Genomic DNA, 15,546 nt, shown 5'->3' with positions numbered 1-15,546 from the left:
CGAAAGAGACGGCGGTATATGCCAAATATGTAACAAAAAAGTATCTCTTGAATATGAGTATCCTCATCCTCTAAGTGTTTCACTTGATCATATCATCCCCTTATCAAACGGCATGTTAGGCCAATGTGAACAATTGAAATTGTTTTAGATAGTGGTAGGGGCCTCCAATCCTTGGGGCCTCCTTCTGTATAGCGCGCGCGGCAGTCTTCTGCGGACAAAATTCCCTTTTTGTCGTAAAAGGGGGATTGGAGGTGAGATAATGGGACGGAAAGCTAAACCGATTGATTTGATGCTGATCCAGGGGAAAAAGCACCTTACTAAAAAAGAAATTGAACAACGACAAGAAGCTGAAGCAAAACTGAAACCAAAATCCGATAAAGTAAAACCTCCTGCCTGGCTTGATAAGATCGCCAAAAAGGAATTTAAGCGGATCGCCAAGGAACTGGAGGAACTGGATCTGATCACGAATGTAGATATTAACGCTCTGGCTGCTTACTGCGATGCCTATAGCGATTACATTGAATGCACCAAGATCATTCAAGAGGAAGGCATGATGGTGGAGTATACGAACAAAGCAGCAGAGACCAACAAAGTTCCTCATCCTCTCCTGACGAAGAAAAAACAGCTCCATGAGCAAATGAAATCGTTGGCTATTGAGTTTGGTTTAACGCCAAGCGCCCGGGCAAAAATCGCTCTTCCAAAGAAAGAAGAGAAACCTAAAACTGAAGAGGAAATTCTCTTCGGTGAACTGTTATGAACCTTCTTTCAAGAGTGATCCAATATGCCCGAGATATTGTAGAGGGCAAGATATTGGCTTGTAAGAAACATATCCAAGCCTGTCAGCGCTTTTTAAATGACTTTGAGCGCATGCAAAACAATGATTCTCCTTATGAATTCGATGAGGATGAATTATATCGCTTCTACAAATGGGCTAATATGTTCAAGCATACAAAGGGAGTATTGGCCGGCCAAAGAATCGAATTAACGGATTTTCAGCTCTTCGTTGTCGGCAATCTTTTTGGCTGGAAGGACAAAGAGACCGGGACGCGGCGCTTTCGCAAAGCCTATATCCAACTGGCCCGGAAGAATGCGAAATCTCAGCTTTTGGCCCTTATTACGAGCTACACCTGTTTTTTGAGCGATGAGCAGGAAGAGTGTTACATCGCCGGATGGGGCCGGGAACAGTCAAGCATCGTTTACAACGAGATTTTAAGCCAGATTCGCGCTTGTGAGCTTTTGAAAGGGAAATATAAGGACTCATATGGGCGGATCACGCACATCCGGAGCGGTTCTGTCATCCAACCGCTTTCCAAAGAGGCTCGGAAGACGGGGGACGGGAAACATCCGAGTGTTGCGGTAATCGATGAATTCCACGTCCACGAAACCAGCGAGATATATGACGTCATGATTTCCGGTATGGTCGGGCGGGAAAATCCGCTTATTGTCATTATCACGACCGCCGGTTTTGATATGTCTCGGCCCTGTTATACGGAATATCTGTATACCTCCAAAATTCTTGACCCATCCAACCCTATTGAGAATGACGAATATTTTGTGATGATCTGCGAACTAGACACAGACGACGACATAAAGGATGAACGCAACTGGATTAAAGCCAATCCGATCGTAGCTACCTACGAAGAGGGGATGGCTTTTTTACGTTCTGAGTTGAAAGCAGCGTTGGATGTCCCGGAGAAAATGCGGAACTTCCTCACTAAGAACATGAATCGGTGGGTGGATCAAAAAGAAAATGGCTATATGGCTTTATCCGCTTGGAACGCTTGCGGGGTTGATACCCTTCCGGATTTGGTCGGCAAAACCTGCTATGTTGGGATTGACCTGTCTTCCAGCGTTGACTTAACTAGTGTATCTTTTGAATTCCCATTAAAAGATGGGACTTATGTCGTTTTTAATCATTCATTTATGCCTGAAGACACACTAAAAGCCCGGATGCATACAGATAAGGTTCGCTATGATCTGTGGGTGGAGCAAGGTTGGATCACGGTTACTCCCGGGGCGGTGGTCGATTATCGGTTTATTATGCAGTACATCAAAGATCATGCCGAACTGGAAAAGTGGATCATCAAAGAAATTTGTTATGACCCCTGGTCTGCAACCATGCTGGCCCAAGAGATGGATGCAGAGGGTTTCACAATGGTCGAGATCCGCCAGGGGATTAAAACTCTGTCTGCGGCTACCAAGAGCATCCGGGAATTAACACTCCAAAGAAAAATCATTCACGATAAAAATCCGGTTTTAACCTGGGCCATCTCTAATGCGGTGGTGCGCCAGGATCACAATGAAAACATCATGCTTGATAAAGATAAATCTACTAATCGGATTGACCCTATTGCATCATTAATCAACGCTCATGTACGGGCGATGTTGAATGAAGATACCACTTCAGTTTATGAAAATCGTGGCATCATCACGTTCTAAGGGGAGGTGAGCAGTCATTAGGATTCCATTTTTGTCAAAGTGGTTAGAAAAGCGATCTGTTGAGAGTGGGGGGCCGCTAACCTGGAATGACCTAATGCGGATTTTCACCGGCCCGCTGAGCCACGCAGGGGTAAATGTCAACGAATTGAACGCATTGAACTATTCAGCGGTCTTTGCTTGTGTCCGTGTAGTGGCGGAAACAATCGCCTCTCTTCCGCTCCATGTATATCAGCGACTTCCTGCCGGCAAACAGAGGGCGCCGGATCATCCGCTTTATGAAATTCTCCATGACATGCCTAACCCGGAGATGACTTCCTTCACCTTTCGGGAAGTTCTGCAGACCCATCTTATGCTGTGGGGGAATGCTTACGCTGAGATCGAGTGGGACACAGATGGATATATTCGCGCTCTCTGGCCGATCCCGCCCAATTGTGTCCAGTTAGAAAGAGACGGGCGGGAACAGCTTCAATATCGAATTTCTTTGCCGGATGGAACTCGGAAAGTCCTTTCGGAATACCAAGTGTTACACATTCCGGGACTCAGTTTTGACGGAATAAAAGGAATCTCACCCATCGGAGCGGCGCGGCAGGCAATTGGATTAGGATTAGCTGCTGAAGAATTTGGTTCCCGCTTCTTTGGGAACGGGACAAACCTGGGCGGCGTGGTCAAACATCCTGGGAAACTTTCGGAGGTTGCATCAAAAAACCTTCGGGCAAGCATCAATGAAACCTATTCCGGCCTTGGCCAGAGCCATCGGGTGATGTTGCTGGAAGAAGGGATGGATTTTGAGAAGGTTGGCATTCCGCCAGAGGATGCACAATTCTTGGAAACAAGGAAATTCCAAGTTAATGAAATCGCCCGGATTTTCCGAGTCCCGCCGCACATGATTGGCGATCTAGAAAGGGCCACGTTCAGCAATATTGAACATCAATCGATTGAATTTGTGGTCCATACGATCCGCCCCTGGTTAGTTCGATGGGAACAGGCGCTCAAGTGGAAACTCTTTCTCCCGTCAGAGAGAAGGAGTTTTTTTGCTGAATTCGTGGTGGATGGCCTTTTAAGAGGCGACACCAAAAGCCGCTATGAAGCCTATGCGATTGGCCGACAGAATGGATGGTTATCGGCGGATGATATCCGCGAATTGGAGAACATGAACCCGCTCCCCGACGGACAGGGCCAGATTTACCTGGTCAATGGCAACATGATTCCGGTAGATCAGGCAAAGATGCCGGAACCGGAGCCGACAGCGCCAATTCGCTCCGAACGCCGCGCACTGGACAGGGAAGAGCGTGCCATCCGGTCGGCCAATCGCCGGAGGCAGATCGCACAGGCACACAAACGCCTCTTTCTGGATGCCGTCTCCCGGGTGGTGAAACGGGAGGTTCAGGACGTGGGACGACAAGCCCGGAAGCTCCTGCAACGTCGGGACGCTCGATCTTTCAGCGACTGGCTGGAGGAGTTTTACCGAGAGCATCCGGAGTTTGTGCGAAGAAATATGACCCCCGTTTTCTTGGCGTATGCGGAAGAAATCGCGATGGAAGTGGCTGAAGAAATCGGCATAGAGCCTCAGACGGAGCAAATAGAAGAGTTTATGGAGGCATACATGACTACTTTCGTGGCCCGATACGTGGGGTCATCATTGAATCAGCTTCAAACCATCATTCGAGAAGCCGGTGAGGAACTACTGGAAGCCATTGAACAGCGATTAAACGAATGGATGGAGAAAAGACCGGAGAAGGTGGCGAGTCGGGAGGTTAACCAGGCTAATAACGCCGTGGCCTTGGCAATGTACAGCATGGGTGGTGTTTTAAACAAACGATGGATCACGGTCGGAGACGACTGCCCATATTGCCAAAGCCTGGACGGAAGAGTGATTGGCATCAACAGCCCTTTTCTGGAAGCAGGTAACTACCAACCGGAAGGAGCAGATGCACCGCTCATGATCCGAAATGCTATCAAGCATCCGCCGATTCACCGGGGATGCGACTGCATGATTGTAGCTGATTAGGAGATGAGAGCTATGAATATCGAACGCAGAGCTTTTCCATTAATGGAAATCCGCATGATTGATGAAGAAAATTCACCCAAAATAACCGGATATGCTGCCGTATTCAACGAACTGTCGGAGAATCTGGGCGGTTTCCGGGAACAGATCGCGCCAGGCGCGTTCGCCAAGACGATTCAAACGGCTGATGTCCGAGCGCTTTGGAACCATGACCCTAATTTTGTTCTGGGGCGGAATAAATCCGGCACACTTCAACTTGCCGAAGATGAACGCGGGCTACGGATTGAGATCATCCCGCCGGATGCTCAGTGGGCCAAGGATTTGATCGCTTCCATGAAACGCGGTGATGTGGATCAAATGAGCTTTGGTTTTCGGACAGTCGAAGATGTTTGGGAAGCGAAAGGGAAAGAGAACATTCGGACACTCAAGGAAGTAGAGCTGTTCGATGTGTCTATTGTGACCTACCCAGCATATCCACAGACAAGCGTTCAAGCCCGATCTCTGATGGGCGATGGTCTGGATCTGGAACGACTCAGCCAAATCCTTGTGAGATACCATTGCGGTCTGCCGCTTCTCACGGAAGACCGTGATTTTATTGGTGAAGCCGTGAATCTGTTAAACCAACTTACTGCCAAGGTTGAGCTGGAGCCTTCCTTGGCAAACGAAGCAAACCAAACTCCGCAGGTGCGGAACATGGCGACGCTTCGACGCAAATTAGAACTTTTAAAACGGAAGCATTAAGGAGGAATAAAAATGTCTCGTGAAAACATGGAATTACGTCGGAAACGTGCAAACCTGTGGAATGAAGCTCAAGAAATCCTGAACAAATATGATAGTAATGAAGCACGTTGGGCAGGCGAAGATGAACAGAAATTTGACCGGCTGATGGATGAGATTGACCAACTGGATAAACGAATTGAACGTGAAGAACGGCTGTATAGCCGCAAAAAAGAAGGAGCGTTGGAAGAACCTGCACGTCCAGCAGTTGAACAACGAGATCAACCGTCTCAGGAAGAATACCGGGAAGCGTTCAGCCAATATCTTCGCTTTGGCGTTGATGGGCTGAATCAAGAACAACGCTCGCTTCTAGCTCAAAACTTTAATCAGTTTGATCAGTCTGAAACTCGCGCCTTGTCCGCTGTGACAGGCGCAAGCGGTGGGTATACCGTGCCGGAAGGATTTTATAACCAGCTAATTGATGCCATGAAATGGTTCGGGGGTATGCGCCAAGCTAGAACGACGGTTCTTACAACCTCCAGTGGGAATAACCTTCCCATTCCGACTGCTGACGACACCGGAAATGTAGGGGCCATCGTGAATGAAAACACCCAAGTAGGGGAACAAGACACGACATTTGGCCAAAAAAACCTAGGGGCATATATGTATACGTCCAAAATCATCCGTGTCCCGTACCAACTTCTCCAAGACAGTGCTTTTGATATTGAGTCCTGGCTCCGGAACAAACTGGCTGAGAGGATTGGTCGTATCACCAACGCTCACTTCACCACCGGAACCGGCACAAGCGAGCCGCAAGGGGTTGTTACAGGTGCTTTAGAAGGTAAAGTTGGCGCAACAGGCCAAATCGATTCGATCACCTATGAAGATCTAGTCGATCTGGAACATTCGGTTGACCCGGCTTACCGTATGAGCGCTGAATTCATGTTTCACGACAACACTTTGAGAGCGCTGAAAAAACTGAAAGACAATGATGGAAGGCCGCTATGGGCGCCGGGCTTGACTCAAGGTGCTCCCAATACCATTCTTGGATATCGCTATGTCGTGAACAATGACATGCCTGTAATGGCTGCAAGCGCCAAATCGATCCTGTTTGGTGACTTCTCCAACTACTTCATCCGTGATGTCCTGGGAGTGCAGCTTTTGCGCTTGCAAGAGCGCTATGCGGACTTTTTGCAAGTCGGTTTCCTTGCGTTCAGCCGTCATGGTGGTGTGTTGGCTGATGCCGGTGCAGGCCCCATCCGCTACTATCAAAACTCTGCCACCTAATGGACCGGGATTTTCTCGGTCCTATTCTTTTTCTTTATTGGAGGTGGGAAAGTGGCTAAGAAGCGCATAAAAATGCTGACTGCAATGGCTGCTTCCAGTTGGTCATTATCTCCCGGGCAAATAACAGAAGTAAACGCGGAAATTGCTAAAGCATGGGAAGCGGCTGGCATTGCTAAATTGGTTGAGGATGAGGTGGAAACGGCCACCATAGAACCAAAGGAAACGGCTACTAAGCGGCGTAGGCGTAAAGGATGAGTGAAATGGCGCTACAAGAAAACGCTTTGATTTCAGTCGAGGAAGTGTTTAATTATTTAAGACTAGCCACACCAGAAACAACAGATCCTCAATATCAACTGATCGAAGCATTGATCAACCGGGCATCGGATGAATGCGAGAGGTTCATCAATGGCCCTATCATCAATAAAACTGTCACCGAAGACTTAGATGGTACTGGAACAGATACGAAAGTTCTCACTTACAGGCCGATCCAGTCGATTACTTCAGTCTTAGTGGACGGGATAGATTGGTCGGCGAATGTAGGTTTTTACCCACATGGCGTCATTTTCACTAAAAACGGGGCTTCTTTCCCGGAAAAACGTCAAATCATCAATGTTACCTATGTGGCTGGTTATGGCGAAACAAAAGACACTATTCCACAAGGTATCAAGCAAGCGGCCTTACTCATCGTTCAGTTTTGGTTCAAGCGGGATAGCTTGGACTATAGCCAAACTTTTGGGGAATCTGACATCATCACGGGAGAAACTGCCGGTGTGAATCGTTTTCCTTATACCGCCTTGAGGATGTTAGATTCATACCGAAAGGTTGTGATCTAATGCGAGTTGATATAGATGTGAGCTTTCAAAAACAGATGAACCTTAAAGAAATAGTAAGTGATACAGTCCGGGAAGCAGCAGAGGAGCTAAAAGATGAAGCAAAGCAGAATGCGCCGACTCGGAGTGGAGAGCTAAAATCTTCGATCCAAATCACGCGTCTTTCCGGGCGTTCTGCGAAAGTGGGTTCAAAATTAGTTTATGCCCCCGTCCATGAATTTGGCGGAACCATCAGACCGAAAAAGGGAAAGGTTATGCGGTATCAGATCAATGGACGGTGGGTAACTCTTCGTGGCGTTACTATCAAAGAAAGTCGCTATCTTAGAAATGCTGCTAAAGAAGTGAACAGGAGAGTCCCGCGAATCGCCGAACGAGTAATGAAGGAGAAGGGTTTCATATGAGCCTGGTAACAGTAAAAACCGCTATTATGAATGTGTTAAACGCCGTACCTGATGTAACGGCGTTTTCTTATGAGCCAAAATCTTTTCCTAGTTTGCCTGCGGTTACGGTGAATTTTGTTTCGTTTGAACAGACACGTCACAGTTTTCAAACCATGGGCCAACCAATGAAATATGACATTACTTATACTTTTGAGTTGCGCCTTTATGTTTCTATGGGAACGGATGCGAAAACGGCCACTGAAACGATGGATTCTCTCATTGATAAGTATTTGGCGGAGTTTCGGAAAGATTTAGGGCTTGCTGGCACTGTCCGGGATGCAGACATAACAAGAGGTGAATTGACGGCAGTAACGGATGTACAGAGTCCGTACTACCTGAACACATTCACACTTCAAATTACTGAGGAGGTTTGATGTATGGCAACTTCAGGACGTAAAACCGTTGTACAAGTGTCGACGGATGGCACACTTTTTAACACTGTTCAGGAGTTGAACGAAGCGGCGGCCACTATCGAAGGTGACAACCAGGATATCACCCATTTTGGCGATGATTTCGTTCGCCGTATCCAAGGTCTGAAAGATACCTCTTATGAGCTTTCCGGATTCCGTAACCCATCGGACATCAACGGGCAAGAAGCGATCCTGGATGCTTTTCTAAACGATACCACCCTGCATGTTAAATTCCTGGGCGATGGTACAAGTGGATTTCAGCAGGAAGTAAAAGTAGCTTCTTTTGAAGAATCAAGCGCTGTTGATGGAACTGTCGAAGTTTCGGTAGAGCTTGAAGGAACCGGGCCAGTCACCAGGGTTACGGGGTGATTCATATGGCAATCGCAGGTAGAAAGTCCCTAGTTAAAATAGCTGGAACACCTGTTAGTATGGCCGTGCCCGAGCCGACAACCGAACTACAGGAAGGAATCAAATATCAAATCACCGACCCGACCAAACGGATTTTAGCACCAAATGCGCCAGTTACTGTGTATGTGGATGCGGACGGCGCGGGGGCAGGAACGCCAACCGTTGCCGATCCTTCCACCTATACCTTAAACCGTTTAACTGGAACGGTGACATTTGATAGCGCGCAACCTCTAGACGCGGCTATTACGATTCAGGGGGATTATTTAACCACAGCAACAGCAGCTGAAAGCTACGAATACACCTGGACAATTGAAGCTGATAACCAGGATGCAACCAGATTTCAGGATTCATTTGTGAGACGGGAACAAGGTTTGCTGGATGTCACTGCCGAGTTGTCTAAGTGGTATGTGGATTCGTCGCTGTATGATCTGCTAGACCAAGACAAAATCCTAGTGGTGGAGTTCTACTCTGACAGCGCAAGTAATCCACTGAGGGCATGGATGAAGATTGGCAGCGACGAAATTGGAAGCGCGGTTGATGGTTTGGTTGAGGAAGCGCTTGAACTTGAAGGGACACCAGACGCAGATAGGAGAGTGGTTTCACGTGGCTAGTAAATTACGGGATAAAATCGCAAGCATTAAGGATATCAAGGAAGAGAAACTCCATGTTCCTGAATGGGATGTCGAGTTATTAATTAAAGCGCTGACCGGTGCGGAAAGGAATAAAATCCTGACTGCGGCAGTGACCAAAGATGGGAAAGCCGACATGGACAAAATGTACCCAAATTTAATCATTGCTGCTTGCTATGATCCGGAAACAGGCGAACGTGTTTTCGAGCCGACCGACAGAGAAATGTTGCTGAATAAAAGCAGTAGCGCAATAGAACGAATTGCCCAGAAGGTAATTCAACTTTCCGGTATGGACGGTTTGGCCGATAAGGAAAAAAACTCCTAGAACACCCAGAGCTTCGGTTTTATTTCTTTTTGGCTGAAACTCTGGGTATGACCGTCTCTGAACTCCTCCATAACATTTCATCTGAGGAGCTTTCCTATTGGATGGCTTATTTCAATATCAAAAAACGGGAAGAAGAAGCCGAATTAAACAAGGTAAAACAAAAATCCAAGAGAGCGAGGTGAGCATATGGCTCTTGCGGCAGAGGTAATGGTGAGAATTGCGGCTGATGCCGAGCGGTTTAATCGAGTGGTTGAACGTGCGGAAAGGCAATTGGATAGCTTAGGTGGAACAAGCAGGCGGGTTAGCAGAGGGGCCATTGCTGCCTTTGCCGGCGTAGTTCCTGCCATAACACCAATCGGAGCAGCAGCAATTGGAGCAGCAGGAGCCATTGCTGCTTCCTTCGCTGCTGCTGGTGTGGCTTTGGCCGGCTTTGGTGCGATAGCGGTTACGGTTCTTAATGATGTCTTTGAAGCGAGTGGAGAAATTGAAAAAATCAATGAAAAGATCGAAAAAGCCCAGGCATTAGGCGACCAGGAAAAAGTGAATAAACTTCTTAAAGAGCGGGCCGCAATCATGGCAACATTAAGCACAGAACAACAACGCGCGGCCACAGCCTTGGCGGATTTTAAGTCTTTTTGGGATGACTTCGCAAAACAATTTGAAGAACCGGTTGTGGATTTTTTCGTTAGTTCACTCTATACCTTGCAAAATGTATTGAAAGGATTACAACCAGCTTTCCAAGTGGCTATGGAATCATTAGGCGATTTCTTCGACATTATGAGTGAAATGTCAAATTCAAAACAGGCTCAACAATTTTTCAACTGGATTGCGCAACAAGCAGGGCCAGCCATAACCGCATTTGGAAATATAGCCGTAAATGTTTTTGGCGGGTTTATCAACTTGTTGATGGCCTTCACTCCTCTAACAAATTCGGTACAAAACGGGCTTGTGGGAATGTCCGAGGCTTTCCTACAGTGGACGCAAAGTCTAAAGGGTTCAGAGTCTTTTAAGGCTTTTATTGATTATGTAAAAGCCAACGGGCCAAAAATCCTAAGCATCCTTGGGAATTTGGCGGTTGTTGTCGGCGGTTTATTGGTTGCATTCGCGCCAATCGGTTCTGTGATTCTGACAATAATTCAGAAAGCCGCTCAAGGGTTGGCTTATCTGGTACAGATCGCATTTAGCCACAAGGATCAAATATCAACGGCTTTCCAACAGCTCCAAACTACTGTTTTGCCGTTTGTGATTAATTTGTGGAATAGAATCGTAATGGCATTCAACCAAGCAAAGGCCGTAATATTGCCTATTGTGATGAGTTTGTTTACCACAATAACAACTTTTATTCAAACATACGGCCCGCAAATTTTGACCGTGATCCAAACAACATGGAATATTATCACCAACGTAATTTCACTGGCACAGCAAGCAATTCTGGCGGTGATTCAGTTCGCCTGGCCGTATATCAACCAGATTATTCAGCTTGTCATGACACAGATTGCTCCTTTTCTAATTCAAGTGTGGGGAAGAATATCTGCGTTTATCAATCAGGTAATGCCTAAGATTGTTCAGATTGTTCAATGGGCTTGGCAGAACGTGATTCAACCAGTGATCACTACTGTAATGAATACATTGATCCCAGTTATTGAATCAGCCTGGAACTTCATCAAAGGCATTATTGATGGGGCGCTAGATATGATCATGGGACTCATTAACACAGCCCTTTCTCTCCTGACCGGAGACTGGGAGGGAGCATGGGAAGGGATGCAACAATTTACATCGGGAGTCTGGAAAATAATCGAAACACTTGTTGATGAAGGCATACAACTGGTATATGACATAATTCTAGGTGGTTTGAATCTTATAGAGGGGATTCATAACGACTTCTGGGAAGCAGGAAAAAATTTAATTCTTGGCCTTGCTGATGGAATCGCCGCTTTTGCCGGAGATGTTGTGGATGCTGCCGTGGCTGCAGCAAAAGATGCAGTAGCTGCGGTTAAAAATTGGTTGGGCATTAGTTCGCCTGCTAAGATGACCATTGAAATGGGGCATGATTTTGGCGCAGGGTTTGCAATCGGTATTCAGGATATGATCAAGCAAGCACGGCAAGCTTCCAAGAATTTAGCGCGGGAATCCGTACAACCTATTCAAACCGAGGAGGCATCATTAGGTCGAACATCCAGAGATATGAACGCATCTCAAACCAAAAACATCTACATTGAAAATATAAACTACCAAGCCACAGGCGGTCAGATGACTCAAAGTCAATTTATCCAAATGCTGAGAGGAGTGGATATCCTCTATGGCAACGCTTGAATATATGACCATCAATGAAGATTGGTCTTTCCAGGACAATATGGATGACTTTGCCGCAACGGGCTGGATCGCTTCGGGAGATGTAACCCAACAGGACGGATATGTACTGATCGAATCGGCTGACATAACGGTGGATGAAACATACAGGCGGGTAGCTGTTACGCTTCCCGCCACTTTTGATACAGTGATTTCCACCAATACCGGAGAAGCTAAATTCGAGCTATACGACGGAGCCAGCAAACTATCTATAAAATTCCCGAACACCGGTCCGAACGTCAAATACTATCGGATCATCGTTCGGGAGATGAATACCTATCCAGGATCTATTGAGATGTACGAAAATGGTACACTCATTAAAACCGTCGCTGATAGCGTATCAGCGTCAGCGGTAAGCCCTACCATCTCATACAATAACAATTCGGGATCATTCGGAACCTATTTGGAAGTGTACGACCATAGGGAAGTATTCGGCGCTGACTTCGGCCCACCGGCGGAAAGCACTTTGGGTACTACCTTTAAGCTGGACGGCAGTGCCGGCTATTCACTACTCAAGGATGGCCGCGCAGGGTTGTTAAGCCCACCAATCAGTATTGAAGAAGATCAAATTCCTTTTGAAGCTGGATCTATTGAACGGGTGGCAAATACAGAGGCTCGGACGATCACACTACCAATTTTGATTGAAGGCAGCAACGCATCTGACCTAAACGACAAGAAACGAGCGCTTGCCAAAGGCTTGAGGAAGAAAGTGAAGATTGTCTCCAAGATGAGCGATGGTTATCGGTACATGACTGGGCGATTGATCCAGGGCTTGGAAGGTGAAGAAAGTCGACAAAATTCAGGCGCTACTTTTCAAAAGTTGCTGTTGACTTTCAAAATATATGACCCGTTTTGGTATAAAGCCGACGTAACCATCACGCATGTAAACTTTGGCACAAGTCAAGTAGGCATTGTCGCCGAAGCCAGCAACGATGGAGATGAAAAGGCTTTTTTTGATTTCTATTTTCGCGGTCCAGGTACGAATCCTTCATTAACCAATTTCATGACCGGGGAAAATATTTCGCTGTTGGGTTCGTTCACTAACACAAATGTGGTGTTAGTCAAAACAAAACCCGGAGAACGGACGCTGACAAAGAATGGCGTTACCTCCTGGAATCTCATTTCCTCAACTAGTGAGTTATTCGCGCTTCTGCCTGACATCAACTTTCTAGATTTTTCCCTCGCCTCTGGTGCAGTGGGCGGTCAAACCATGTTTCGCGTCATAAGCAGGCCCGTAATGGTAGGTGAATGATATGGCTCAATATCAAATTTTCATTCGAGATTATAACCTACAAGTAGCTGAACTGGTTGACGACTTTATTAACCTAACATTCACCCGGCGTTTTAATCGTATGGGTGAGTGGGAGCTTAACCTAAAATTCGGCAACAAGGCAGCGCAAAAACTCATTGAGCTGGTGAACGCCCAAGATGGTAGCGGTAACCCGTTAAACTTCGGGAAATCTGGTATTCTGGTAATCAGAAATGGTTCGATCATCTTTTCCGGGCCTGCGCGTCACTTGGAGGAAGATTGGAGCGACCAAGGTCACACTTTAAAAGTAATTGGGCCGGATGATATGGTTTGGCCTGCGATGCGCTTCGGGATTCCGGGCGCTCTTTTTAGTTATGAGACAACTTACTCAAGTGAGTTCTATAGCCAAACCGGTTACGCCGATGCGGTGATCAAGGGATTGGCTCGGAAACAATTTGGCGTTGATGCGCCTACAAACAGACGGTTCACATTCATTAACATCGCAGCCAACGCAAACCAAGGGTATTCAAGTGTTGCCTCAAACGTCAGGTTTGATAACGTGCTGGACGAAATGATCCGAGTTGCGGACGTATCTGAATGGAACGGATACCCTATAGGTATTCAATGTATCCAAAACACGTCAAACACCCTTGGTTTTTCGACTTACGTTCCGCCGGACAAATCATCTTCTGTGATCTTCTCGCCTGATCTTGGTAACATCAGAAGTTACAAGTTCATTCAAGCGGGGCCTAAAGCAAATGTTGTTATGGCCGGGGATAAAGGCCAAGGAACCGCAAGGCAATTTCAAGTAGCCGGCAATGGTGGAGTTCAACGGCGTTGGGGTGTAAGTGAAGACTTCATAGACGGCAGCCAAAGTACCAACACAACGAAGTTATTACAACAAGTCCACAGCGGTTTAAGAGAACGGGATCAAATTAACTCCTATTCATTCATCCCCAATGAATTAGTAAAAGGAAGCATGTTCCAAACGGATTACAATCTTGGAGATAAAGTAACCTTCCAATTGAGGGGAAAACGAGTCTCGCAGATCGTGCGCGAAGTCAAAATATCTCTATCACCTGAGGGGGAAATCATCGAACCGGTTATGACTGATCAAAGTGGCCATGAAATGTTGAATCTGTTTAAAAACCTGAAGAGCTTAAATGCTCGTATGAAACAACGAGAGAACTTTTAGGAGGAAAATATGAAAAAGCTTATTTTGATAACGATAACCTTAGTATTAGCCATTTCCCCGGCGGGAGTTAGTCACGCGGTATTGACTACACCCGCCATTTATTATGTCCCGCATCAGGATGATGAGACCCTTTCGATGGCGGTGGATATCGCCCAACACATCGACGCTGGCCGAGAAGTGATCGCAGTCCTCTACACCAGCGGGGCCGGCTCCGCAGCGCACAGGATGCTAAACGGGGAAATTTCTTCGGGGTGGTGGGGAGGCTATCATAACCCAGCAACGGAGGGATACGCCCCGCTTGATGATGCGGCTTTCACAGCCGCCCGGACCAATGAGATGAAATGCGCGCTTTTACAATTGGGGGTTAAACCTGAAAACATCCATATCCGGCCCGTAGACGATGACGGGGCCTACAGCTATAACGAAGTAAAAAACCTGGTCCTGGAGTATGCGACCCAATACCCCGGCGCAAGCCACAAGGCGATGAGCTACCATGACTCAACTTATACTCATGCGGACGGTGGCCGGGCGCTAAATGATCTTTACAATGCGGGTGTCATTACAGACGCTCGTTTTTTTGTTTCTCGTTACGACTGGAACCAGCCCCGCCCTGGTTGGATCATTACACCGACCACCGATCAAGCATTAAGAGTCAAACATGCGGCCAAGTGCTATGAGGCATGGAATCCGGTGGTTAACTCCTACGCAGTCGGATACCACAGCGTCCACAATCAATTTGAGTCGATGTTGGCCAACATTCAAAACAAAATCCATCGTCCAAACGAGTAAGGAGGCTACATCATGACAGATAACGGGGTTGTTATCTCCACAAGGGAGCTGTACGACATGATCCAAGAGATGGCGCGATCCTTGCAGAGGATCGAGGCCAGGCTTGACCAGATGGAAGAGAAGATGGAGAGCGCGTTAACCGCAGATGAGCGTAGTCGAGAGGCACTTAACAAGGCAGAAGACGCCCTGGAATTAGCCAGGAAACTAGAGGATCAACTCATCTGGATGTGGCGAATTATCGCCGGGGCCATAGCAACAGGCGCAATTGGAGCGCTTTTTTTATTTGCTCAAAAAGGGATAATTGGAGGTTGATCATATGAACTGGCAAAGACTTAGAGACCCAAAAGCTTGGTTGTATCTGTTTTCATTTGCAAAATTGGCGCTCGCGGTGGCCGGTGTGGATATTGCTCCGGAAAAATGGGCCCAATGGGAGGAACTTGTCAACGCTGCGGCGGCGGTTGCGGTGGCGTTTGG

Annotated in this window: 17 protein-coding genes; all 17 read left to right on the top strand. The window is 47.0% G+C overall.

The window, feature by feature from the left end; all coding sequences use genetic code 11:
- The first annotated feature begins 259 nt into the window (after positions 1 to 259).
- The 17 genes from BMW55_RS18560 (at position 260) to BMW55_RS18480 (ending at position 15,384) form a co-directional block, all read left to right on the top strand.
- The gene (locus BMW55_RS18560) at positions 260 to 757 is read left to right on the top strand and encodes a phage terminase small subunit P27 family (protein ID WP_089973318.1); all 498 of its coding nucleotides are present in this window, start codon (positions 260 to 262) and stop codon (positions 755 to 757) included.
- Positions 754 to 2,439, top strand: a complete 1,686-nt coding sequence (locus tag BMW55_RS18555; protein ID WP_089973316.1) for a terminase large subunit — start codon at positions 754 to 756, stop codon at positions 2,437 to 2,439. Before BMW55_RS18560 ends, BMW55_RS18555 begins: the two co-directional genes overlap by 4 nt.
- A 94-nt stretch (positions 2,440 to 2,533) precedes the next feature.
- Positions 2,534 to 4,447: a phage portal protein gene (locus tag BMW55_RS18550; protein WP_089973314.1), complete on the top strand. Its 1,914-nt coding sequence runs from the start codon at positions 2,534 to 2,536 to the stop codon at positions 4,445 to 4,447.
- 12 nt (positions 4,448 to 4,459) lie between these two features.
- The gene (locus BMW55_RS18545) at positions 4,460 to 5,185 is read left to right on the top strand and encodes an HK97 family phage prohead protease (RefSeq protein WP_211663691.1); all 726 of its coding nucleotides are present in this window, start codon (positions 4,460 to 4,462) and stop codon (positions 5,183 to 5,185) included.
- 12 nt (positions 5,186 to 5,197) lie between these two features.
- Positions 5,198 to 6,448: a phage major capsid protein gene (locus BMW55_RS18540; protein WP_089973310.1), complete on the top strand. Its 1,251-nt coding sequence runs from the start codon at positions 5,198 to 5,200 to the stop codon at positions 6,446 to 6,448.
- 51 nt (positions 6,449 to 6,499) lie between these two features.
- A complete protein-coding gene (locus tag BMW55_RS18535) occupies positions 6,500 to 6,703 on the top strand; it encodes a hypothetical protein (RefSeq protein WP_089973309.1) in 204 nt (67 codons plus the stop codon).
- A 5-nt stretch (positions 6,704 to 6,708) separates the two neighbouring features.
- Positions 6,709 to 7,281 (top strand): hypothetical protein, encoded by a 573-nt coding sequence (locus BMW55_RS18530; protein WP_089973307.1) that lies wholly within the window; start codon positions 6,709 to 6,711, stop codon positions 7,279 to 7,281.
- On the top strand, positions 7,281 to 7,679 hold the full coding sequence (locus BMW55_RS18525) for an HK97 gp10 family phage protein (RefSeq protein WP_089973306.1): 399 nt from the start codon (positions 7,281 to 7,283) through the stop codon (positions 7,677 to 7,679). Before BMW55_RS18530 ends, BMW55_RS18525 begins: the two co-directional genes overlap by 1 nt.
- The gene (locus BMW55_RS18520) at positions 7,676 to 8,092 is read left to right on the top strand and encodes a hypothetical protein (protein ID WP_089973304.1); all 417 of its coding nucleotides are present in this window, start codon (positions 7,676 to 7,678) and stop codon (positions 8,090 to 8,092) included. Before BMW55_RS18525 ends, BMW55_RS18520 begins: the two co-directional genes overlap by 4 nt.
- Positions 8,093 to 8,095: 3 nt before the next feature.
- Positions 8,096 to 8,497, top strand: coding sequence for a phage tail tube protein (locus BMW55_RS18515; RefSeq protein ID WP_089973302.1), 402 nt, complete (start codon positions 8,096 to 8,098; stop codon positions 8,495 to 8,497).
- A 5-nt stretch (positions 8,498 to 8,502) separates the two neighbouring features.
- Entirely contained in the window at positions 8,503 to 9,147 is a 645-nt protein-coding gene (locus BMW55_RS18510) for a hypothetical protein (RefSeq protein ID WP_089973301.1), read from the top strand.
- Positions 9,140 to 9,490 (top strand): hypothetical protein, encoded by a 351-nt coding sequence (locus BMW55_RS18505; RefSeq protein ID WP_089973298.1) that lies wholly within the window; start codon positions 9,140 to 9,142, stop codon positions 9,488 to 9,490. Before BMW55_RS18510 ends, BMW55_RS18505 begins: the two co-directional genes overlap by 8 nt.
- A 186-nt stretch (positions 9,491 to 9,676) precedes the next feature.
- Complete coding sequence (locus BMW55_RS18500; RefSeq protein ID WP_089973295.1) at positions 9,677 to 11,803, top strand: phage tail protein; 2,127 nt, start codon at positions 9,677 to 9,679, stop codon at positions 11,801 to 11,803.
- The gene (locus tag BMW55_RS18495; protein ID WP_089973292.1) at positions 11,790 to 13,091 is read left to right on the top strand and encodes a phage tail family protein; all 1,302 of its coding nucleotides are present in this window, start codon (positions 11,790 to 11,792) and stop codon (positions 13,089 to 13,091) included. The genes BMW55_RS18500 and BMW55_RS18495 overlap by 14 nt, the downstream gene beginning before the upstream one ends.
- Before the next feature lies 1 nt (position 13,092).
- A complete protein-coding gene (locus tag BMW55_RS18490; protein ID WP_089973289.1) occupies positions 13,093 to 14,283 on the top strand; it encodes a Gp37-like protein in 1,191 nt (396 codons plus the stop codon).
- Positions 14,284 to 14,292: 9 nt separating this feature from the next.
- A complete protein-coding gene (locus tag BMW55_RS18485) occupies positions 14,293 to 15,072 on the top strand; it encodes a PIG-L family deacetylase (protein WP_089973286.1) in 780 nt (259 codons plus the stop codon).
- A gap of 12 nt (positions 15,073 to 15,084) precedes the next feature.
- Complete coding sequence (locus tag BMW55_RS18480; protein WP_089973284.1) at positions 15,085 to 15,384, top strand: hemolysin XhlA family protein; 300 nt, start codon at positions 15,085 to 15,087, stop codon at positions 15,382 to 15,384.
- Positions 15,385 to 15,546: the final 162 nt, after the last annotated feature.

The organism is Lihuaxuella thermophila (assembly GCF_900110165.1).
In the GTDB taxonomy this organism is placed as follows: Bacteria; Bacillota; Bacilli; order Thermoactinomycetales; family Thermoactinomycetaceae; genus Lihuaxuella; species Lihuaxuella thermophila.
The sequence above is the reverse complement of the archived record's forward strand: the minus strand, read 5'-3'. Positions and strand labels throughout refer to the sequence as shown.